The organism is Tianweitania sediminis (assembly GCF_017813335.1).
GTDB lineage: Bacteria > Pseudomonadota > Alphaproteobacteria > Rhizobiales > Rhizobiaceae > Tianweitania > Tianweitania sediminis.
The window spans coordinates 1-20,378 of the sequence record NZ_JAGIYY010000012.1 but is presented as its reverse complement, the minus strand read 5'-3'; the positions used below and the strand labels follow the sequence as shown (position 1 = coordinate 20,378).

16 protein-coding genes are annotated in these 20,378 nt (G+C 60.5%); 9 read left to right on the top strand and 7 right to left on the bottom strand.

Features of this window, described 5'->3' with window-relative positions; all coding sequences use genetic code 11:
• Window positions 1–59: 59 nt before the first annotated feature.
• Genes J5Y06_RS21355 through J5Y06_RS21340 form a run of 4 tightly spaced genes read left to right on the top strand, consistent with a single transcriptional unit; the run spans window position 60 to window position 6,117 of the window.
• Complete coding sequence (locus J5Y06_RS21355; protein WP_209337236.1) at window positions 60–1,550, top strand: methyltransferase domain-containing protein; 1,491 nt, start codon at window positions 60–62, stop codon at window positions 1,548–1,550.
• Window positions 1,550–2,626, top strand: coding sequence for a glycosyltransferase family 4 protein (locus J5Y06_RS21350; protein WP_209337235.1), 1,077 nt, complete (start codon window positions 1,550–1,552; stop codon window positions 2,624–2,626). Before J5Y06_RS21355 ends, J5Y06_RS21350 begins: the two co-directional genes overlap by 1 nt.
• Window positions 2,623–5,010 (top strand): glycosyltransferase family 4 protein, encoded by a 2,388-nt coding sequence (locus J5Y06_RS21345; RefSeq protein ID WP_209337234.1) that lies wholly within the window; start codon window positions 2,623–2,625, stop codon window positions 5,008–5,010. Before J5Y06_RS21350 ends, J5Y06_RS21345 begins: the two co-directional genes overlap by 4 nt.
• Before the next feature lie 15 nt (window positions 5,011–5,025).
• Window positions 5,026–6,117, top strand: a complete 1,092-nt coding sequence (locus tag J5Y06_RS21340; RefSeq protein WP_209337233.1) for an acyltransferase family protein — start codon at window positions 5,026–5,028, stop codon at window positions 6,115–6,117.
• On the opposite strand, the gene J5Y06_RS21335 is transcribed toward J5Y06_RS21340, so the two are convergent.
• Genes J5Y06_RS21335 through J5Y06_RS21325 form a run of 3 tightly spaced genes read right to left on the bottom strand, consistent with a single transcriptional unit; the run spans window position 6,114 to window position 9,306 of the window.
• A complete protein-coding gene (locus J5Y06_RS21335) occupies window positions 6,114–7,337 on the bottom strand; it encodes an ABC transporter ATP-binding protein (RefSeq protein WP_342453475.1) in 1,224 nt (407 codons plus the stop codon). The genes J5Y06_RS21340 and J5Y06_RS21335 overlap by 4 nt on opposite strands.
• Window positions 7,334–8,146 carry an ABC transporter permease gene (locus tag J5Y06_RS21330; protein ID WP_209337232.1) on the bottom strand — a complete coding sequence of 271 codons (813 nt, stop codon included), beginning with the start codon at window positions 8,144–8,146 and terminating at the stop codon, window positions 7,334–7,336. Before J5Y06_RS21330 ends, J5Y06_RS21335 begins: the two co-directional genes overlap by 4 nt.
• Complete coding sequence (locus J5Y06_RS21325; protein WP_209337231.1) at window positions 8,143–9,306, bottom strand: glycosyltransferase family 4 protein; 1,164 nt, start codon at window positions 9,304–9,306, stop codon at window positions 8,143–8,145. The genes J5Y06_RS21330 and J5Y06_RS21325 overlap by 4 nt, the downstream gene beginning before the upstream one ends.
• Before the next feature lie 158 nt (window positions 9,307–9,464).
• On the opposite strand from J5Y06_RS21325, the gene J5Y06_RS21320 reads away from it, so the two are divergent.
• Window positions 9,465–10,271, top strand: coding sequence for a SapC family protein (locus J5Y06_RS21320; protein WP_209337230.1), 807 nt, complete (start codon window positions 9,465–9,467; stop codon window positions 10,269–10,271).
• A gap of 3 nt (window positions 10,272–10,274) precedes the next feature.
• On the opposite strand, the gene J5Y06_RS21315 is transcribed toward J5Y06_RS21320, so the two are convergent.
• The 4 genes from J5Y06_RS21315 to J5Y06_RS21300 form a co-directional block, all read right to left on the bottom strand.
• Window positions 10,275–11,231 carry a GDP-mannose 4,6-dehydratase gene (locus J5Y06_RS21315; protein WP_209337229.1) on the bottom strand — a complete coding sequence of 319 codons (957 nt, stop codon included), beginning with the start codon at window positions 11,229–11,231 and terminating at the stop codon, window positions 10,275–10,277.
• 30 nt (window positions 11,232–11,261) lie between these two features.
• Window positions 11,262–12,245 carry a GDP-mannose 4,6-dehydratase gene (gmd, locus tag J5Y06_RS21310; protein ID WP_209337228.1) on the bottom strand — a complete coding sequence of 328 codons (984 nt, stop codon included), beginning with the start codon at window positions 12,243–12,245 and terminating at the stop codon, window positions 11,262–11,264.
• A gap of 97 nt (window positions 12,246–12,342) precedes the next feature.
• The gene (locus J5Y06_RS21305) at window positions 12,343–13,665 is read right to left on the bottom strand and encodes an O-antigen ligase family protein (protein WP_209337227.1); all 1,323 of its coding nucleotides are present in this window, start codon (window positions 13,663–13,665) and stop codon (window positions 12,343–12,345) included.
• A gap of 149 nt (window positions 13,666–13,814) precedes the next feature.
• On the bottom strand, window positions 13,815–14,225 hold the full coding sequence (locus tag J5Y06_RS21300; RefSeq protein ID WP_342453474.1) for a helix-turn-helix domain-containing protein: 411 nt from the start codon (window positions 14,223–14,225) through the stop codon (window positions 13,815–13,817).
• A gap of 293 nt (window positions 14,226–14,518) precedes the next feature.
• Here J5Y06_RS21300 and J5Y06_RS21295 point away from each other — a divergent pair, with 293 nt between their 5' ends.
• The 4 genes from J5Y06_RS21295 (at window position 14,519) to J5Y06_RS21280 (ending at window position 20,210) form a co-directional block, all read left to right on the top strand.
• The gene (locus J5Y06_RS21295; RefSeq protein ID WP_209337226.1) at window positions 14,519–16,285 is read left to right on the top strand and encodes a DUF4214 domain-containing protein; all 1,767 of its coding nucleotides are present in this window, start codon (window positions 14,519–14,521) and stop codon (window positions 16,283–16,285) included.
• Between the two features lie 411 nt (window positions 16,286–16,696).
• Entirely contained in the window at window positions 16,697–18,466 is a 1,770-nt protein-coding gene (locus tag J5Y06_RS21290; protein ID WP_209337225.1) for an O-linked N-acetylglucosamine transferase, SPINDLY family protein, read from the top strand.
• Window positions 18,467–18,622: 156 nt separating this feature from the next.
• On the top strand, window positions 18,623–19,525 hold the full coding sequence (locus tag J5Y06_RS21285) for a DUF4214 domain-containing protein (protein WP_209337224.1): 903 nt from the start codon (window positions 18,623–18,625) through the stop codon (window positions 19,523–19,525).
• A 481-nt stretch (window positions 19,526–20,006) separates the two neighbouring features.
• The gene (locus J5Y06_RS21280) at window positions 20,007–20,210 is read left to right on the top strand and encodes a hypothetical protein (protein WP_209337223.1); all 204 of its coding nucleotides are present in this window, start codon (window positions 20,007–20,009) and stop codon (window positions 20,208–20,210) included.
• The last annotated feature ends 168 nt before the right edge of the window (window positions 20,211–20,378 follow it).

Here is a 20,378-nt window from a genome sequence, read left to right as displayed (position 1 = left end):
GGGTTCGGCAAGGGTTAAACAGCCGACAAATCTCGCACACAGCATAAAGTGGCCAACGCATGAGCGAAGCTCACCTCGACGACCAGCGGGATATCGACGCGATCCTCGCCGCCATCCGCGCAGAGGTGGGTGCCTCGCACAAGCCACAGCCTGCAATGGCCGAAGATCGCCGGACGCTGAGCGTCGTGCGCGTTGAGATGCTCGACGAAAGCGACGAGGGCTTTGCCAGCGACCGCCGCAGCTTCGATGCTGGAGAGTTCGAGGGGCTGGACGAACTGGCATTCCTGCGCACGGCTTACCGTTCCGTGCTTGGGCGCGATATCGATGAATCCGGACTGGCCCATTATCTTCCTCTTTTGCGGGAGGGCCATACAACTCCGAGGGAAATCCTGCGCTCCTTGCGCGCATCGCCTGAAGGACAAGCGCGCGGCGTCGAGATCACGAGCCTCGAAAGCCGGTTCGGCCTCGACCGCCTGCGAGGTGTGCCGGTGGTTGGCGGCGTTGTCAGTCGCCTGCGCCGCTACCTGTCCTTGCCCCAGAATCTGCGACGCCTGCAAAGGCGCGTTGCAGCGGCTGACCGGCGGCGGCGCGAAACGGTGACGGCCCTCAATGCATCCCTCACGAGCATTCGGCGCAGCCTGCAGAAGCTCGAGCAGCAGAACATCGAAGCCCAACACCGGGCGGACCAGGCCGCCGCACTCGCCCGCGAAGCGATCGATGGCCGCGACGCCGCACTTTCGGAACTTGCAGCTTCGCGCCGACAGTTAACCGAGCAAAGCAGCAACCTTGCAAGGCTGATCGATCAAGCGCGCCTAACCCTGCCTGTCGATGATGCAGCCGGGGCCAGGTCCATCGCTCCGATTGAGGATGCGGCGCTCGACAGCCTGTATGTCGCCTTCGAAAACCGGTTCCGCGGGTCAACGGACCTGATTGCTGGAAGGCAGAGGCGCTACCTCGACATGTTCCGCTTGTCCCCGCCCGTACTCCGCGGTGGCGTCGTACTCGACATTGGCTGCGGACGCGGCGAGTGGCTGAGCCTCCTGCGAGACGCCAACATTGCAGCGCGCGGCATCGACCTGAATGGCGCAATGGTTGCGGAAGCATCTGCCCAAGGTTTGGCCGTAGAGGAAGGTGATGCCATCGCGCATCTGCGCGCGGCGCCCGCTGAAAGCCTTGCTGCCGTGACCGGCTTCCACATTGTCGAGCATCTTGCATTCCGCGACCTGGTGGCGCTGTTCGATGCTGCGTTCGCCGCCTTGGGCGAAGATGGCTTCGTGTTGTTTGAAACGCCCAACCCCGAAAACCTCGTGGTCGGCGCCTGCACTTTCAATTACGACCCGACGCACAACAAGCCGCTGCCGCCCGACCTCCTGCGCTTCATCGCGGAAGCGCGCGGGTTCACGCAGGTCCGGATCATCCGGCGCGACGAGGATTGCCGACTCGACCAACCGGAAAGCGGCTTTACGCCGGCCGAAATCAACGACTGGTTCCGGCAGCCCGGAGATTACGCCGTCTATGCCCGTAAAAGCTGGCAAGGATTGGCAGCCTGATGCGCGTCGGCGTTGCCACCGTTTACACGCCGGGAATCTACGGTGGGGCGGAATTTCTGGCGGCGGGGCTGGAAGACGCCTTTCGCCGTGCCGGACACGTGTTGCACAGCATTCGCATCCCGTTCCGCTTCGATCCGCCGGCTGCCGCGCATGAGGCAATGGCGCAAGCCCAGTCTCTGGATTTCACCCGCTACGGGGGCGGGCAGATCGACGCCATGATCTGCCTGAAGTTCCCGGCCTATCTGATCGAGCATCCCAACAGGGCGCTGTGGCTTCTGCACCAGCACCGGCCGGCCTACGATCTTTACAACACCCCCTATGGCTGGACGCAGGGGCATAGGGAAACCGATAAGCTGCGGGCCGAGATCATCGCCGCCGATAAAAAGAGCATTGGCGGCGCACGCGCGGTGTTCACCATCGCCGAACGGGTGTCGCAGCGCTTGATGCAGCACAACAAGATCCCGTCGCGCGCGCTTTATCATCCACCTTCCGATGAAGCTGCCTTCCATTGTGCCGAAGCCATGCCTTACATCTTCGCGCCCAGCCGGCTAGAAATCCTGAAGCGGCAGGATCTCCTGTTGCAGGCTGTTGCCGCCTGCTCGCGCCCGCTTCAGGTAATCTTCGGCGGCACGGGTGGGCGTCGCTCCTTTCTTGAAGACATGGCGCGAGACCTTGGCATCACCGACCGGGTCCGCTTCCTCGGAGAGATCTCACGCGCCGAAATGATCGCGCTTTATTCGAACGCCACGGCCGTGTTTTTCGGGCCGCTCGACGAGGATTATGGCTATGTCACGCTGGAAGCCATGTTGTCGTCCAAGCCCGTGATCACCTGCACCGATTCCGGTGGTCCGCTGGAGTTTGTGGTGCATGGCGAAACAGGGCTCGTTTGCGCGCCCAACGGGGAAGCGATCGCGGAGGCGCTTCTGCGATTGATGGACAATCCGGCGCAAGCTGCTGCAATGGGGCAGGCGGGGCGCGTCCGCTACGACGAGATGGCGATCGGCTGGCAGCCGGTGGTTGATGCGCTTCTCGCCGGTGCGCTTGGCGGCGCCACTAGTCCAGCGCAAGCGGCATGAAGATCGCGATCGTCACAGGCCATCCCATCCCTTTCGCGTTGGGTGGTGCTGAAAACCTGTGGTGGGGGCTGCAGAACCATATCGAGCAGGAAACAGCTCACAGCTGCGACATCGTCTCGTTGGTCGTCCCCGAAAACACGCTCGACGGGTTGGTGGTGTCCTACCAGGCCTTTTCCGAACTCGACCTCAGCCGCTACGATTGTGTGATCTCGGGCAAGTACCCGGCCTGGATGGTACGGCATCCGAACCATGTCTGTTACATGCTGCACCGGCTGCGGGGCTTGTACGACACCTATGCCGGTCTGCACGAGATCGCTTCACCGCGTGCAGCGGGGCTGGCAACATGGATGGCGGACATGGCCGGTGACCACGGCGCCCACGACCAGGTGCTGCCGGAGTTCTTTGCGCGCTACAAGGCGCTGCGCGAGACCGATCTGGCGGACGACGTGTTCGCTTTTCCAGGACCACTTGCCCGCGCCATAGTGCATTTTCTCGACGGGATCGCACTTTCCCAGGCACGGATCCAACGTCACGCAGCCATTTCCGAAATGGTGGCCAATCGCCGCGACTATTTCCCACCCGGCGCCAAGGTCGGCGTTTTGCATCCGCCACCGCATCGAAACGATTATCGCTGCGGGGAGGGCAAGTATTTCTTCACCTCGAGCCGGCTCGACGGACCGAAGCGGCTGGACCTCATTATCGAGGCCATGCAGTTCGTGCAGGCTGACATCCCGCTTCTCATTGCGGGTGCAGGTCCTGATGAGGCCCGGCTGAAGAATCTGGCCAAGGGCGATGGGCGGGTGCGCTTTCTCGGCTTTGTGGCCGATGCGGAGATGCCAGCGCTTTATGCGGGCGCTCTTGCGGTGCCTTTCACGCCCCAGGATGAGGACTACGGCCTGATCACGGTGGAAGCCATGCGAAGCGGCAAGCCCGTGGTGACGGTTTCCGACTCAGGTGGGCCAACGGAGTTCGTCCGGCACGGCGAAACCGGCCTGGTGGCTGCGCCCAATGCAAAAGCCTTGGGCGATTGCCTGAACGAACTCGCGCAAGAGCCGGATCGGGCGCGGCAGTTGGGCGAGAGAGCGCGCGAGCGGGTGGCGAGTGTCACGTGGAGTGCTGTTTTCGATGGCCTGATGGAGCGGCCGACAAAGGCGGCTCGGGTCGATGCCGAACACAAGCCGAAGCTCACGGTCGCCACGACCTTTCCGATCGATCCGCCCATGGGCGGCGGACAATCACGGGTTTTCCATCTTTACCGCCATATGGCGCATCACTATGACATCGACATCGTGTCGCTCGACGACACGGCGGCTGCCCCTCGTGAGATCGCGCCAGGGCTGGTGGAGATCCGCATCGCCAAATCACCGCGCCACCTGCGCTACGAACAGAAAATTGCCGAACAGGTCGGACGCCAGCCGGTCGGCGACGTCGCGGCCGCGCTGGCGGTGGAGTTCACGCCCGAATACGGGGAAGCGCTGGCAAACGCCTGCGCCACGTCTGAAGCGGGAATAGCCTGCCATCCCTACCTCCTTGAGCCGCTCCGCAGCGCTCTCGGCGCGAAGCCTCTGTGGTATGAGGCGCAGGATGTCGAAATTGATGTGAAAAGCGGGGTGCTGGCGCCGTATGCGGGGGCGGGTGCCCTGCTTCAGGCGGTCGAAGACGTGGAGAAGCGCGCCTGGCAGGTGGCTTCGCATGTTTTCGCCTGCGCCCAGCGCGACCTTGACCGACTGCGATCCCTCTATGGTCCGACCTTGGCGGTAACGCACGAGGTGCCCAACGGGGTCGCGCTCGAAGATATTCGATACACCGCACCGGGAAAGCGTCGGCAGCTGCAGGCCGCGAGTTCGCTTGGTCAGCCGATCGCGCTCTTCATGGGCAGCTGGCACCAGCCCAACATCGAAGCCGTGGAAGAAATCCTGGGCACCGCCGAACAGATGCAAGCGGTCCGTTTCATCGTGATCGGCAGCGTGTGCGGTCCCTTCTCAGGGCGAGCGCTGCCACCGAATGTCGACCTGCTGGGGCCGGTTTCGAGCCTCGTGCGAGACGACCTTCTCGCCGCCGCGCATGTGGCGCTCAATCCCATGCGCTCCGGCTCGGGCACCAACCTTAAGATGCTGGACTATTTCGCGGCGGGCATTCCCGTGGTGTCCAGCCTGTTTGGCGCCCGCGGTTTGCTTGTGCAGCCAGACCGCCATTTTCTCGGCTTCGACGGATCGCTTGCCGAAGCGCTCCGTCGCTTCCTGTCGCTTTCGGACGGCGAGGTGGAGGCGCTTGTGCTGGGCGCGCGTGCCGTTGTCGAAGATCGCTATTCCTGGGAAACTATCGCGCAGAATTTCCTCCGCGCCATCGCCAGAAACGATGCGCCTGTCCATCGCAGCGTGTGACGCCCGGAGCCTGCAGTGAAGTCACAGAATCTTCGCTACATCCCGCAGGTCGACCAGCTTCGCTTTCTGGCTGCGCTGCTGGTCTTCGCATTCCACTTCTTCCACAGCTACAAAGGCGGCTGGGCGCCGCTGCCGCAATATCCCTGGTTCGGGATTGTTTCGGAAGGCCATACCGGCGTCAGCCTGTTCTTCGTGTTGTCCGGCTTCATCTTCATGGTAATCGCCACGCAAGGCGAGGGGATCGCGTATCGATCCTTCCTGCGCAATCGCCTGCTGCGCATCGCACCGCTCTTTCTGGCGGTTTTCCTATTGGCCATCGCGATCCACCGCGATCGGTTCGTGGCGACCGACCTGCTTTACGTCTTCGTGACGAACATTGGCGATCCGCCGACTTCCTGGCACTTCGTCACGGGGCCGGCCTGGAGCATTTCGGTGGAGTTCACCTTCTACCTCGTGTTCCCGTTCCTTGCGGAGTTCACGCGTCGGCTGGGCGCTGCGTATCTGTTGAAGCTTCTGGCGTTGATGCTTGTTGTGAAGCTCGGCGCTTATTTCGCCAGCGAGAACAGCAAGCTGATGCTTTATTCCACGCTGGTGGGTCGGTTCGATCAGTTCCTGATCGGCATGCTTGCCGGTCTGCTTTTCGTGCTGCGTTCCGCATGGCTCGAACTTCGAGGCCGGCTGATCTGTCTCGTCGGTGTTGTTCTCACCGTTGTCGCGGTTGGCCTTCAGGCCCGTCATGCCAGCTACTTCCTTCCCGAACAGAAGCAGCCGTTCTGGATTCTATGGGGTACAATCGAGGCACTCTGCTGGGCTTTGGTGATCGTCGGCTTCACTGGCGGACGCATGTCTTTCGGGGCGCGTGCCGATCGCTTTCTGGCGCAAGGCGGCACATGGAGCTTTTCCATCTATATGTGGCACGCGCTGATCATCTTCATCGCGCTGCAACTGTTTGGATCGATCGGCGGTGTGGGGCCCGCAGCGCTTGTCCTGAACTTCGTGCTGGTGCTCGCCGCAACGCTGGCTTTCGCCTGGCTGTCGTTCACGGTTATTGAGCAGCCATTTCTTTCGTTGCGCGGTCGCTACGTCGAACCGGCTGGAAAAAACTAGCGCTCGATGGTGATGGCCGGCGGCATGTACATCTTGCCGTCGAAAGGCGCCTTGTCGAGGTTGACCACATCGAACATCAGTGCCAGGTCGCGCCACTCATAGTTGCTGTCGAGATGGCTTTCGCCCCCAGACAAGGCAAGCGCGATCGAATAGGTGCCAGGTCCCAGCATCATGGGAAACGCGATGCGGAACGTGTATGTCGCGCCGACTGGTGGCGCTACGATCCCCTGCTTGCTGAAGGCCGTGTTGATCCCGAAGAATGTTTGGCCCAGGCGATCCTTGATCGCATAGCCGAGAACAAGCGACGGAATCTCCCTTACCACGCGGGCCCGAACAAGAAGAGTCACGGTTGCCCCGACTCCCACGGTATCGGCAGGCCCGCCATCTGGACCGAGGAGGCTTGCGCTCTCGATCACCGCTTCGCGCGTGCCGGAGATGGTGCGGACGCGTCCGTCAGCCAGCGTTTCCACCTCGATTTCCTCGCCTTCCTTCTTGGCAAGGAGCGCGTTGTAGTAATCGAGGACGCTTTGCGGATCACCGTCGCGGAGCAAGGTGCCGCCGTCGAGCAGAATTGCCCGTGTGCAAAGGCTCTGGAGCGCGACCTTGTCGTGCGACACGAGGATCAGGCTTGTGCCCTGCGCTTGGAAAGCTCGGATCCGCTCCATGCTCTTGTGCTGGAAATAAGCGTCGCCCACCGCCAAGGCTTCATCGACGATCAGGATGTCGGGCCGGAACGCCGTCGCGACAGCAAAGGCCAGGCGCATCTGCATGCCGCTGGAATAAACGCGTATGGGCTGGTCGAAAAAGGCGCCGATTTCAGCGAAGCCGGCAATGTCATCCAGCGCCGCTTCGATCTCGGCGTGGCTAAAGCCCATCATCCCGGCCGCGTGGAAGACATTCTGCCGTCCGGTGAGTTCGCCGCTGAACCCCATGCCGAGTTCAAGGATGGCAGCGATGCGGCCGGAAACGATGATGCTTCCTTCCGTTTGGCGCATGATCCCGGCGATCATCTTCAAGAGCGTACTCTTGCCGGCACCGTTGCGGCCGACGATGCCCACCGCTTCCCCCGGGTGAACGGCGAAGCCGATGTCCCGCAGCACCCAGCGCTCGTCGACGGGCGGCATGGGCAGGCCGAACCAACTCAGCACACGGTGGATTTCGCGACGGTAGCGGCGGAAGGATTTGCCGACACCCTGAAGGGCCAGGAGCGGCGCTGTCACAGGGCATCCATCATGTCGGCCTGCGAGCGCCTCAGCATGAAGCGCCCCAAGGCGAGCAGCAGGCAGGCCAGCGCCGCGGCGGCTCCCAATGCTTGCCAGTTCGGTGGAAGATCATAAACAAGAACACGGTGGTAGTTGTCGACGACCCAGAAAACCGGATTGAGCGCAATGATCCAGCGGTAGCTCGCTGGGATGATGTCGATCACATAAACGATCGGGGTGAGCCAGAAGCCAAACTGCAGCGCGATTTGAACGAGTTGTCCAATGTCGCGGATGAAAACGTTCAAAACGCCACAACACAGGCCGAGGCCCATGGCCAGGCCGAGGTTCACTGCGAGGATCAACGGCAGCCAAAGCACGGTGAGACTTGGTGCATGGCCCATCAATAGAAAGGCTGCGAGCACCACAGCCAGCATGATCAGGTTGTTCACGACGGCTATCCCGAGCGTCACCAACGGCAGCACGGCGCGCGGAAAAGCGATCTTTTTCATGGCGTTGGCATTGTCGATGAAGATCGTGACGCAACGCGTTACGATCTCAGTGAAAGGATACCAAGCAAGAAAACCGGCCAGCAGGTAGATCGCGTAAGCATACTGATTGTCGATGCCGGGCAGGCGCGCCCGCATGACCGCTGACAAGACCAGAGCATAGATCGCGACCTGCAGGAGCGGCGATAGGATCAGCCACACCAGACCGAGTCGGCTTCGCACCACGCGCAACCGGAAATCCGTCGCGATGGAGGACAAAACGAAGTAGCGGTAGGCCCAGCTGCGTGCGAACCCGCCCCGAGGCTGTGTCGCGGGCGTCATGCCGCTGCCTTCAAAGCCTGGCGATAAACATCGGCGGTTTCTTCGGCGCAGCGCTTCCAACTGAAGCCAGCCGCCTGCTGGATGCCAGATGCGACGGCGTCCCGCCGCCACTCCTCATCTTCCAAACCGCGCTGCAAAGCTTCTGTTAGACCCGCGGCATCTTCGGCGTTGATCATCAGGGCCGCATTTCCGGCGACTTGCGGCAGGGACGCCGCGTTCGAACAGACGACGGGAACGCCCGAGGCCATGGCTTCGAGAACGGGCAATCCGAAGCCTTCGTAGAGCGAGGGAAAGGCAAACAGTCGGGCCCCGGCGAAAAGGTGAGGAAGCGCTTCATCGGGAACATAGCCGAGATAGCGCGCCCAGCCCTGCGTTTCCGCCCGATGTAGCCTTTCCAGGATGGCGGTGTTGTTCCAGCCTTTGTAGCCAGCCAGAACCAGCGGATAACGCTGACGCAGCGTCTGCGGCAACTGTTCAAAAGCGTCGAGCAGCCGCACCAGGTTTTTGCGCGGCTCGATCGTGCCAGCGTAGAGCGCATAGCGACCCGGTTGCAGCCCGAACGGCGAGAGCGCGGGTGCCATTTCAGCATCGGATCGCGGAAAGAACTCGGGACTGCCGGCAAGGCAGGTCGTGAAAACACGGTCGAGCGGCCAGCTGAAGGTTTCAGCGATTTCCTGCCGCACGAATTCCGAGTCGGTCACGATCATCGTTGCGCGGCTTAGCGCGAGATCGATCTCCTTGCTCATGTAGGCGACACGTTCCGGCGGATGGCACTCCGGCATCTTCAGGATCGACAGGTCATGCACCGTCACCACGGACGGACCTTCCGTCGGCGGCAGGTAGAAGTTCGGCCCATGGTAGACCGCATCCTTAAGGCCGGCGAGATTGGTGCGTCGCGCCTGGTCAATTCGGTGGCGATAGATGTCGAGCAGAAAGGGCAGGCGAGCGAGGGTTCGCTTGACGGTCTGCAGTCGGGTTGCGGGTGCGGACGACGCGGCCTCGGCCCCGTTCGGCAGTTCGGCAACGAAATCCGTTCCCGCAAAGAAGCGCAGTTCCTCGATGTCATGGAGGTTGGCGAGATTGCGCGCAAGCTCAAGCGTGTAGCGGCCAATCCCGGTCAAGGGATAGCGGATCGGTTCAACCGAAAGGATGACCTTCATGCGTTTGCTTACAGCCTGGATGTGCAACGTGTCAGCAGGGGCCTAAACGATGGGTGATGCGGGCGCAACCGCCGCGAGCCTTGCCGGATCCGCCCCTGGCGTTTATCACCGCCCCACTTCCGACGCCCCGAACCGTCTGATGAAAAGGTTTATTCTCCATGACATCTGCCATTCATGCTGTCACCCGAGATCGGCACAGTGCCAAGAAGTGGCTGACTCCGCAGAACTTCAGCTTCGCGGGCGATCGTCACTTCGTTCCGATCACGAATGCGGAAGTGGGGCATGCCGCACGAGCGCTTCCGCTCGCGTTTGTGCAGGCGGGTGACAATTATGTTCTGGTTGCCGTGCTCGGCCTGACACCAAACCGCAATCTCCTGGTGGGGCCGAACGGCCGATGGCTCGGCTTGTACACGCCTGCTTATCTGCGTAGCTATCCGTTCCGCTTGTCGCGGACAAACGACGACAAGCTGGCTCTGTGCGTCGATGAAGAAAGCGGTCTTGTGAAAGACAGTGCTGTGGGGGATCAGGGTCACCCGTTCTTCGATGAGGCGGGCGGCGTTGCACCCGAAACGCAGCGAATGATGCAGTTCATGACCACCCTGCAGCAGGCCGAACAGGCAACGGCCGTTGGCGTGCGTGCCCTGCAGGAGGCGAACCTCATCGAGCCTTGGCCGCTGAAGCTTGGCAGTGGCGAGAATGCGCAATCGGTGGCCGGCTTGTTCAGGGTCAATGAAGCCGCGCTGAACGCTCTGGAAGCTGAGCCGTTGCTGACCTTGCGCAAGGCGGGAGCCCTCGCGCTCGCTTATGCGCAATTGATCTCGGCCGGCAATATCCAGGTGTTGGGGAGCATCATGGGTGCCCAGGACAAGGCCAACGCCCAGCGCATGACCGTTCCGGAAAAGAGCTTCCTTCCGGAAGACGATGGCTCGCTGAAGATAGACTGGAACACGTTCCTGAAGAACTGAGGCTCAGCCTTTCAGCTGACGCCCATCCTGATCGGCAAGTTCGCGCCAGCCGCCAAGCACCTCGCGCAGCATTTCGTTCAATGAAACGCGCGGCTGCCAAGCGAGCTGGCGCTTGGCTTTGTCGGGATTTCCGCTGATCACGGGGATCTCGCTTGGCCGCATCAAGGTAGGGTCCTGCCGCACGTCGATGCTGACAGGGGACAAGGCGACGAGCGCGTCGAGAAGCTCCGAAATGGCCACGGGCGCGCCGGTGGCAAGGTTGAAATCTCCGACGCAGTTCTCGTCGCTGCACATCGCGGCCAGAAGGTAGGCATCAGCGACATCGCGCACGTCCAGGAAGTCGCGACGCGCGTCCAGATTACCGACCACCATCACCGGCTCCTGCCAGCCCCGCTCGATCCGCACGATCTGCCGCGCGAAAGCGGATGCGACATAGGCGGCAGTTTGGCCGCGGCCGGTGTGGTTGAAGGGGCGGAACCGGGTCGCTCGGAGCCCCTCGCGAACCATCTGCGCGAGCATCAGGTCGGCCGAAGCTTTGGTGGCGCCATAAACCGACTGCGGCTGAAAGGGCGCGTCTTCCCGTAGTGGTTCCTCTTGGTGGAGGAACGAGGCGCCATAGGCTTCGGAACTGCCGGCAAACACGAAGCGGGCCTTTGGTGCATGCTGAAGCACCGCTTGAGCAAGGTTGAAGGTTCCCATGACGTTCACCGCCCAGGCGGCACCCGGCTCGGCTTGCGCATCGCGTGGCGAGGCGATGGCCGCCAGGTGGATCACAGCTGTTGGCTGAAGGGCGGCAACGGCGTCGGCGACACGGGGTTGATCACGGATGTCGATCGCCTTGCCGTCGCCGTCCAGAAGGCCGGACACTTCGATGGACATCTCAGAGGCGCGGGCGCGCCCGGCCAGCGTCGAGCCAACGAAGCCGCGCAGACCCGTGACCAGAACGCGATGCGTGTCCATGTGCCGCTTGCCTTTCGCTGCCGCCGGCGTTCAGCGTGCCTTGTTTTTCAGGCGCTGGAGATCGGCATCCACCATTTCGCGGATCATCTCCTCGAGGCTGATGGTGGCTTCCCAGCCAAACGCCGCCTTTGCCTTTGCCGGGTCGCCAAGCAGCACATCCACCTCCGCCGGACGAAACAGGTTCGGGTCGATCACCAGATGCTTGTCGAGTTCCAGCCCGGCATGCTCGAAGGCGATCTCGCACATGGTGCGCACGGTCGAGGTGCGGCCGGTGGCGATCACGTAATCATCCGGCACGTCCTGCTGGAGCATCATCCACATCGCGCGGACATAATCCTTGGAATGACCCCAGTCCCGCTTCGCGTCGATGTTGCCGAGGCGCAGTTCGGACTGCAGCCCGAGCTTGATGCGGGCCACTGCGTCCGTGACCTTGCGCGTCACGAACTCGATGCCCCGCAGGGGCGATTCGTGATTGAACAGGATGCCGCTCGAGGCGTGGATGCCGAAGCTTTCGCGGTAGTTCACCGTCAGCCAATGCCCGTAGAGCTTTGCCACGGCGTAAGGCGAGCGCGGATAAAACGGCGTCAATTCGGTTTGCATGGGCTCGCGGATACGACCGTACATTTCGGAAGACGAGGCCTGGTAGAAGCGGGCATCCGGCTTGGCGATACGCACGGCTTCCAGCACGTTGGTCACGCCCAGGCCGGTCACTTGGCCCGTGAGGATCGGCTGCTGCCACGACGAATGCACGAAGCTTTGCGCCGCAAGGTTGTAGACCTCGTCCGGCTGGATGTCCTGGACCGTGCGGATCAGCGCCGAAAGGTCGAGGAGATTGCCATCGACGATCCGCACGCGCTTTTCGATGCCGAGCCATTCCAGACGGCTGAGATTGACGTCAGAGCTCGAGGACCGGCGCGCCAGGCCGTGCACTTCGTAGCCCTTGTCGAGAAGGAACTGCGCGAGATAAGCGCCATCCTGACCGGTGATCCCCGTTACAAGCGCTTTCTTCGACACAGGTGGTTCTCCAGTTCTCTCTTATGACAGGCGGGTCGGCCGCCCCTGCTTGCCGCGGCTTATGCCACCAGCCTCCGCTTGGCCGCAAGTTCACCCGTCAGCTTATCTGCGGGTTGCGGGCGTGCTGCTGTAGATAAAAGCAGCAGAAGGCAAAGCCCGCGCTGATCAGGATGAAGGATTCGCCGATCGCCAGCCGGTTGTTGGAATTGGTGAGGAGTGTCAGGGCAAAAAAGAGCAGCGTGAACATCCAGGTCTTGGCGGCGCCGGCCGGGATCAAGCGCTGCCGCGCGGCTCGGACCACATGCAGGGCGAAGGCGCCGTACAGCACCAGGAAAAACACCAGCCCGCTGATCCCGTAGCGCACGAGGATCTCCGCATAGCCGTTATGCATGAGCTTGTAGGGCGCGCCGGCATAGCGCGATGCGTTCCAGCCTTCTTCCCAGCCGATGCCGGCGCCGAACACCGGGTGCAGGGCCACCACTTCCAGCGCGTTCATCCACAACATGAGCCGCTCGCCGAACGAGAAAGGAACCGCGCCGGACGCGATGGCCTCATGCACGCTTTGGAAATCTCCATCGACGGCGACAGCATCCAGCAGCGCCAGCGCGCTCATCAACGAGGGCTTCATTTCGAGCGTCAGGCTGCCGGCAACCGCCACAAGCATCCCCGCCACGGCCGCTGCGGCTGCCGCACCGACCAGCAAACGGCGGCGACGCGGCAGGTGAATCAGCATCGCAGCCACCTGCAACGGCATGGTGAGCCCGAGTGCCAGCCAAACCCCCTTCGATTTGGCGCCGAAAATCCCAAGCAAACAAAACGCCAGCACCAGCAGCCCCAAGCCCAGCCGCAGCAGTGTGCCGCGATGTGCCGAACGTCCGAGTCCGCGCAGCGCTCGTTCAATGAAGCTCACGGCAATCACCGCGATCAGTCCGCCCGCGACCGAGGCGTGAATGGTGTTGTTGTGGAACAGGAAGCCGGCGCGTTCCCCGGCAAGCACTGCTTGATAGTTGATCGACACTCCCAGCATGACGAGGCTGACGAGCATGAAAAGGAGCGGCAGGCGCCTCAAATCTGCGCGGAAGCGGTAAAAGGCGTAGCCCAACAATGTGAAGGCGACAGGAAACAGGTAGATGCCTTCGGCCGAGCCGAGCCTCAAGCCGGGCGGCGCGGTGGCTGCCGTCAGGGCAAAGCGGGCTGCAACATAGGCTGCCCAGGCAAAGCAGGCGATGCCTGCCATGCCGATTGTTACGCGCGCCGGCGAAGGGGTTCGCCAATAATCAAGCAGTGCCAGGATGAGCAGCACGCCGCCGGCATAGCGGTAAGCGTCGCTTTCGACCCAAACGGCGGAAGGAAGAAGCAGGCACAGACACAGGAGGATCGGCTGCCGGAGCGTTGGGTTGGAAGCGGCAGTCCTGATCAACGCGCAGACCCCTGGATGCGAAGCGAAGATAGGGACAGCCGCACCGCCGGTGCACGAGGATGCGCTCCCGACCGACTGTCTAGCCGGCCGCACCTATCAGGGGTAGCGTTTTGCGCAACTTTCCCGCGAGAAAATGCGCGCTCGCCGCTTCAGCGCCCGGCGAGCAGGGTTTCGAGCTTGGCGATCCGTGCTTCGAGGTCTTGCGCGTTGTCCGTCGACTTCGCGGTGCCCCCGGCAAGCAGCTTGCCCACCACCTCTTCCGTGAAAATCAACTCGAAGGTGAGGGGATCATAATAGCGCATCAGGTTGATGGCGAATTCGCGCGACGACACGCCCAGTGCTGCGGCCCAGTCGGCCATCTGCGCCGGCGGCACGCGGCCGCGGCCGGACTCGATCTGCGAGATGAAGGTGTAGTGCTCGATCCCCACGGCCTTGGCCAGGTTGCGTTGCGACAGGCCGGCTGCTTCGCGCAAGCTGCGCAGGTAAGCGCCGGCAGCCTGCCGCAGTTTCACCACGTCGTCCTGAGCAATCCCTTGTTGTGGATGCGAAAACATTGCCATGCCCTTCCATGCGGATGTTGCTGTGCAACTTTCTGCTCGCCTGCGCGTTTAGGCGCCGGGGCAGTCCGCTCGTTGATCTCGATATAAGCAACATGGTAACCTTTGTAAAGCAGGGACGCCTTGTCGTCTCTGCCCCGGCGCTGCACGGTATATGTTTCACTGAACAAATTTTTGCTGTTTGTGCATTGACGACTCAACCACCGCGGAGTTAAAGAGCCGCTGTCTACTGCGATGATGACCGTGCCTCCTTGGGGTCGCGGCACGTCGCCAGAGCGCAACCTAAGGGAACCCCAATGGACGCCATTCAAACCATCTACATCGCCCTCTTCGGGCGTCCGGCCGACCCGCTCGGCCTCGCATACTTTATGGACGAGACCAACAATGGTGCCGACCTGACATCGATTGGTGATCTGGCCGCTACGGCGGAATACCAGGATCGCTTCTCGGGTATGACCAATGTCCAGATCATCACCTCGATCTACCAGGAACTGTTCGGTCGTAACCCAGAAGCTGCTGGCCTGACCTACTTCCTCGCTGAGCTCGAGTCCGGTCGCCAGAACATCAACACCATCGCGATCAACATCGCGCAGGGTGCACAGGGCAATGACGCTGCCGTTCTGGCCAACAAGGTTGAAGCTGCAAACACCTTCACGGCTGCAATCGACACGCCGGATGAACTCGCTGCCTACAACGGCAACAACGCTGCTGCGGCAGGCCGTGCGTTCCTCGATGGCGTTACCGCCGACGACGCGACCGTCCCGACCGCTGCTGAAGCACAGGCTGCAATCGACGTTCTGCTCTCCACTCCGGACAGCGTGATCACTCTGACCACCGAAACCGGCGAGCAGATCTCTGGCACGACCGGCGCTGATCAGTACAACATTATTGCTGGTGGTCCGAACGCGACTCTCAACTCGTTCGACACGATCAATGACCTCGGTGGCGTCGACACCGCGAACATCGTCGTGCGTGGCGCTGGTAACCTCCCAGCAGGCGCTTCGATCTCGGGCGTTGAAATCATCAACCTCGACCAGTCGCAGGCTTTGCTGAACAACGGCAACGACATCGACGCAACGTTCTTCCAGGGTGCAACCCAGATCTGGCAGATCGGTGGCGCTCAGGACATCAACAACGTCAGCGCGTCCGTTACTGCGGGCTTCCGCAATGTTGAAGCTGATGCCGCTGTGGAGTTCACCGGCGAAATGGGTGCTATCGCGCTCGATAACGTCGGTGATGACAGCGATCTCGTTCTTGACGGCGAAGCCGTCACCAACGTGATGATCTCGGGCACTGTGGATGACGATGGTGTAGGCGGCGCCGGCACGGTCACCTTCACCGCTGGTGCGGATCTCGACGCTCTCGAGACTCTGACGCTTTCGCTCACCAGCGATGCCATCGTTGATGTAGACGGCCTGCTCGGCGACAACGATTTCACTACGATCGATGCTTCTGCTTCGACGGGTGATATTGAGCTCGCGGATCTTGAAAACACCAACAACATCACCTCGATCACGACCGGTTCTGGTAATGACGACGTGCATTTCGACACCGACTACACGCCGGGTAGCGCTGGCGGTACGGCTGTGACGATCGATGTTGGCGCTGGTGATGACGTTGTTGAGCTGCAGCTTTACAGTGCAACGGCAAACAGCTCCGTAGAAGTGACGCTCGGCTCGGGTTCTGATCTGGTGTTGGTCACCGATCAGTTCGAGAACATCAACACGGCGTCGGCAGCAACCCTCGAAGCAGGCTTGGTGACCGTCACTGATTTCAGTGTAACTGAGGATACGCTCGACATCTCTGATTTCGGCGCTATTCGGACGACGATCGTCAACACTGACCTGACGACGATCGCCAATCAGGACACGCTGTTTGAAGCGGCTACCCTGGCGGGAACCTTCGCCACAGGCGCAAACGACTTCGTCGTATTCAACTACGAAGGCAGCGCGTATGTGCTTTACGACGGGAACGACAGCTCGTCGTTCAACGCTGGCGATGGTCTGATCGAATTGACCGGCGTAACAGCGGCTCAGCTCAACGCAGCAAACTTCGCTTTCTGATCTCTTTAAGAGATTGAAACAGACCCGCCGTCTTCGGATGGCGGGTTTTTTTTGGCCGGCTGTGCCTGTATGTGGGTGACAGGGGCGGCGCTACGTGACTGTCGTTGTTAGCTGCCTGGCTACGCTCGCTGATGCTGGCGCGTTTTTATCGAAATTCCTTCTTCTAAAACTTGATGCGCCTTCCAACTCTCTTTTGAGAGGCCAAACGGATCCCCGCCAACAGCCAGCTGCCTCTTTCCGTTGCAGAAAAACACCTACAGGCTGTTTGCAGCACGGATGTCGGGTGGGCGTAGCAGGTTGGATGAATTGTGATTTGAATTGAAGCCGCTATAGCGCGACGTAATACTTCGTCGATGAACGGTACAGCTGAGCCCGAAGTTGATAGTTAAGTCTAATTTACTTCAACTCACGATGACTTCAGATACTTCAAACCGCCCGTTAAATAACCAATCCGCTGCCTCTTTTCGAAGGGCCCGCTCAGCTCAAGCTAGGGGACTTTTTGATGAGGCGGTACGTGGTTTTCGCGCAGTACTTCAGAAGCACCCACATCACTTCGAGACACTATTTGCGCTCGGGGAAATCGCGGTAGCGCAGGGCCGAGAAGTAACTGCGCAAGCGTACTTTCAACGCGCTGCTGCGGCAGCGCCAGATGATTTCCGGCCCCTCCATAACCTAGCTACGCTGGCTCTCAAAAGCTCGCGGCTGGCTGATGCGCTCAAATATGCTCAAGCCAGCGCTCGCCTCGCTCCCGACAATCCGGCAGCACACCAATCCCTCGCGTCCGTTTCTATCGTGCTTGGTCGTCCTGCGCGCGATCTGCGACAGGTCGAGAACGCTTTCGCGGCACAGCCAGACGATTTTAAGATCTTTCTGAAAAAGGTCCTCCTGAAGCGTCAGGTTTGCGACTGGCGGAACTATGATAGCGACGATGAGCGGATCCGGAAGGAAGCATCGTACGGAAGTCTCATCTCACCGTTTCTGCTGCTCTCGACAGAGGCTGGCAATGCAGAACAAAGTGCGTGCTCCAGGAGGTGGGCTCATCAATTCGAGAAGCACCGCTCCGAGCATCTTCCGATCCGCCGGCCCAATCGCAACGGGCCGATCAAGCTTGGATACCTTTCGGGCGATTTCCATGACCATGCGACATCTCGGCTGGTGGGTGAACTGTTCGAGAGCCATGATCGCCAGCGCGTGACTGTGCATGGGTATTCTTATGGCCCCGATAGGGATGGCCATGCGCGTAAAAGGATCGCCGCGGCTTTGGATGTCTTTCGTGACGTCAAGAATTTATCCTCAAGATCAATCGCTGAACGCATCCATGGGGATGCGATCGATATACTTGTGGACCTGAAAGGCTACACAAGCCGGGCCAGAACGGAGATCCTCTCCTGGCGGCCCGCACCGGTCCAAGTGAATTATCTCGGCTTCCCGTGCACCATGGAAGCGAACTTCATCGACTACGCCATCACGGATCGGGTCGTGTCTCCCCCTGAGTATCAGATCCACTCGCAAGAAAAGTTCGCATACCTGCCAAACTGTTTCCAACCTAACGATACGCGCCGACCGATCCCTGATGGTTCAGCCACCCGCGCACGCTATGGTATTTCAGAAGACGCATTCGTGTTTTGCTGCTTCAACGCAGCCTACAAAATCTCGCCGAAGATCTTTTCTGTTTGGATGCGGATACTAGAGGCCGTACCGCACGGGGTCTTGTGGGTTCTTGTAAGATCGGAAGAGCAAGCGACCTTCCTCACCAAGGAGGCCGTGTCCCGGGGGATTGATGCTAGCCGCATCATCTGCGCGCCACATGCCAGCACGAACGAACACTTGGCGCGGTGTGCTCTCGCCGATCTTTTCCTTGACACTCTTCCTGTGAGCGCATTCACAACCGCCAGTGACGCGCTATGGGCAGGCCTGCCAGTTCTAACATGCGCAGGCCCGACGCCAGCTGGACGCGGGTCCGCGAGCCTTCTCACTGCGATGGGCGTCCCTGAGTTGGTCACCAGCGACTTGGCGGCTTATGAGGCACTTGCAGTTCAACTCGCGAGCGATAACAACTACCTTGCCCGCCTACGTCGGAAGATCGAGTCAGCTCGTTTCGAAGGCTTCCCCTTCAATCCTCGCGGCCTCGCGCGAGACTTGGAGGCATTATACGGCAAGATGATCGCAGCTGCCTGCTAGCATCTAGCTAGAGAGGGCAGCGGAACCGTATCTGCCAAAGCGCTGCAACTTGGCCTCGTTGGTTGCAAAAAAAAGCCGATTTGTCACTGAAATGACCTTGCAGAAGCTTCTACTTTGTTGAAGGTGAGCGCGCCTTAAAACTCTTGAGGGACCAAGATGTTCACAACCAGCCGTGAAGTCGTTGCAGCACTTTATCTCGCCTACTTTGATCGCCCCGCAGAGCCGGAAGGGCTCGAGTACTGGTCGCGCCAGTTAGATGCAGGCAAGTCGATCTTTGAAGTCGCAGCAGGTTTTTCTACGACCAGGGAAGCGCGGGAGATCTATCCCGATCTGCGCAACGATGATGTTGGCGATATCAACAGCTTCCTCTACAAGAGCTTCAACAACATTTTCGATCGCGCCCCGACGCCGGCTGACAACGCCTACTGGTATCCTGCCATCGAGGGCGGGAAGACTGCCTCGCAGGTGCTGGTTGAGCTAATCCTGTCTGCGCAAGGTGGTGATGCACTGAAGCTGCAGAACACGATAGACGTGTCTCTTTATTTCACAGAGAAAGCTGGTGACTCGTCGAAGCCTTTTGTTGTTGATGATGCGCGCGAGCTCATCAACGACGTAGGCTTCACACAAACGGGAGTTGATGCCTCTGAAGCGGTTATCGATCGCTATTTCGCGAAGACAACGAATGATCCGCAGCCGGAGCCAACTACCTATGACGTCCCGCTCAACACGTTCGATCTCGAAATCAGTGATTGGAATCCGGACTTGCTGATAAGGGCGGAGACCTACGTACAGAGTGGAGCGGCTGACTACTTCGAGCTGTTAACGATCTATGCTTCACGTGCGGATGCTCTGGCGGCAGCCGATCTCGCCGAAGACGGCGATGTTGACGTTGCAGTCGCCTTCTATGACGATGGAATGGGCGGAACCAACGCAGTGGTTGCGATCGACGGCGACTCCTCGGGAAGCGCCCTGGACTCCTCAGTTCACATCGTCGGGGTTGGTGCAGCCGACATCTCGGCGACCAATTTTGAACTCTATACGGGATTCCTCCCGGTCTAGTTCATCTCTTCGTCGTCCCAAGCCGCTGCGGACCAGGCGTTCACAGCGGCTTGTCGTGTGCAATCTGGAAGCATAGTGGTACATCCCACGCCGACACGCCGAACTCGTTTGGCGGAAGTCGAGAACTAGCTAGGCAGGGCGGCTATTTTATGAGGTCGCAAGTACGGGTCAGCGGTTCGTTCAAGCTCCCCGCAGCGTACTGCCACGAGCCCGTAGTTCAGCCAGTTGATCCCGCACGCGATTGACGCTGGCACTTCCACCGCTGCTGGCTTCCGCAACGCTGAAGCAGATGCAACCGTGACTTTCACGGGCCCGACTGGTTCGATCGCTTTGGACCACACAACGACCGATAGCGATCTGGCCGTTGATGGCCTGGTTGAAGTCACCCGACTTCAGCGTATCCGAAGAATCGGTCGTCCTGTACGTTTCGGGTGGTAACACCGTTACGCGGTCACCGACGCGCAGCAGACGGCGATCACAGGTGCGATCACCTCTTTGGTGTCGTAACCATGGCTGCCAGCTACCTGATGGCGCGACGGACAGCTTCACTGTGTTCAATTACGGTGGCAATGCCTACGTGTTGGTCGACTACGACACCAGCGGTTCGTTCAGCACCGATGCTAGCCTGATCCCGTTGACGGGCGTGAATGCCACTCAGCTGAACGGCACGAACTTCGTCGCCTAAGGTAGAACCTTGATCAGGTTTGCAGAACCCGCCGTGCTCGGACGGTGGAGCGCACCCCATTTTGACCGGACACGCGGCATAGCTGATAAGGCATAGGCATACGCCTATGAGTAAGACTATGTCCAAAGCCTCTGACGCTCCGTTCAGCAGGGTCGAAGTCATCACATC

Excerpts from the sequence above, each read along its gene's own strand:
- J5Y06_RS21320 (WP_209337230.1), top strand. The coding sequence starts at position 9,465 with ATGACATCTGCCATTCATGCTGTCACCCGAGATCGGCACAGTGCCAAG.
- J5Y06_RS21350 (WP_209337235.1), top strand. The coding sequence starts at position 1,550 with ATGCGCGTCGGCGTTGCCACCGTTTACACGCCGGGAATCTACGGTGGG.
- J5Y06_RS21315 (WP_209337229.1), bottom strand. The coding sequence starts at position 11,231 with ATGGACACGCATCGCGTTCTGGTCACGGGTCTGCGCGGCTTCGTTGGC.
- J5Y06_RS21295 (WP_209337226.1), top strand. The coding sequence starts at position 14,519 with ATGGACGCCATTCAAACCATCTACATCGCCCTCTTCGGGCGTCCGGCC.
- J5Y06_RS21355 (WP_209337236.1), top strand. The coding sequence starts at position 60 with ATGAGCGAAGCTCACCTCGACGACCAGCGGGATATCGACGCGATCCTC.
- J5Y06_RS21325 (WP_209337231.1), bottom strand. The coding sequence starts at position 9,306 with ATGAAGGTCATCCTTTCGGTTGAACCGATCCGCTATCCCTTGACCGGG.
- J5Y06_RS21300 (WP_342453474.1), bottom strand. The coding sequence starts at position 14,225 with ATGGCAATGTTTTCGCATCCACAACAAGGGATTGCTCAGGACGACGTG.
- J5Y06_RS21285 (WP_209337224.1), top strand. The coding sequence starts at position 18,623 with ATGTTCACAACCAGCCGTGAAGTCGTTGCAGCACTTTATCTCGCCTAC.
- J5Y06_RS21330 (WP_209337232.1), bottom strand. The coding sequence starts at position 8,146 with ATGACGCCCGCGACACAGCCTCGGGGCGGGTTCGCACGCAGCTGGGCC.
- J5Y06_RS21345 (WP_209337234.1), top strand. The coding sequence starts at position 2,623 with ATGAAGATCGCGATCGTCACAGGCCATCCCATCCCTTTCGCGTTGGGT.
- J5Y06_RS21290 (WP_209337225.1), top strand. The coding sequence starts at position 16,697 with ATGACTTCAGATACTTCAAACCGCCCGTTAAATAACCAATCCGCTGCC.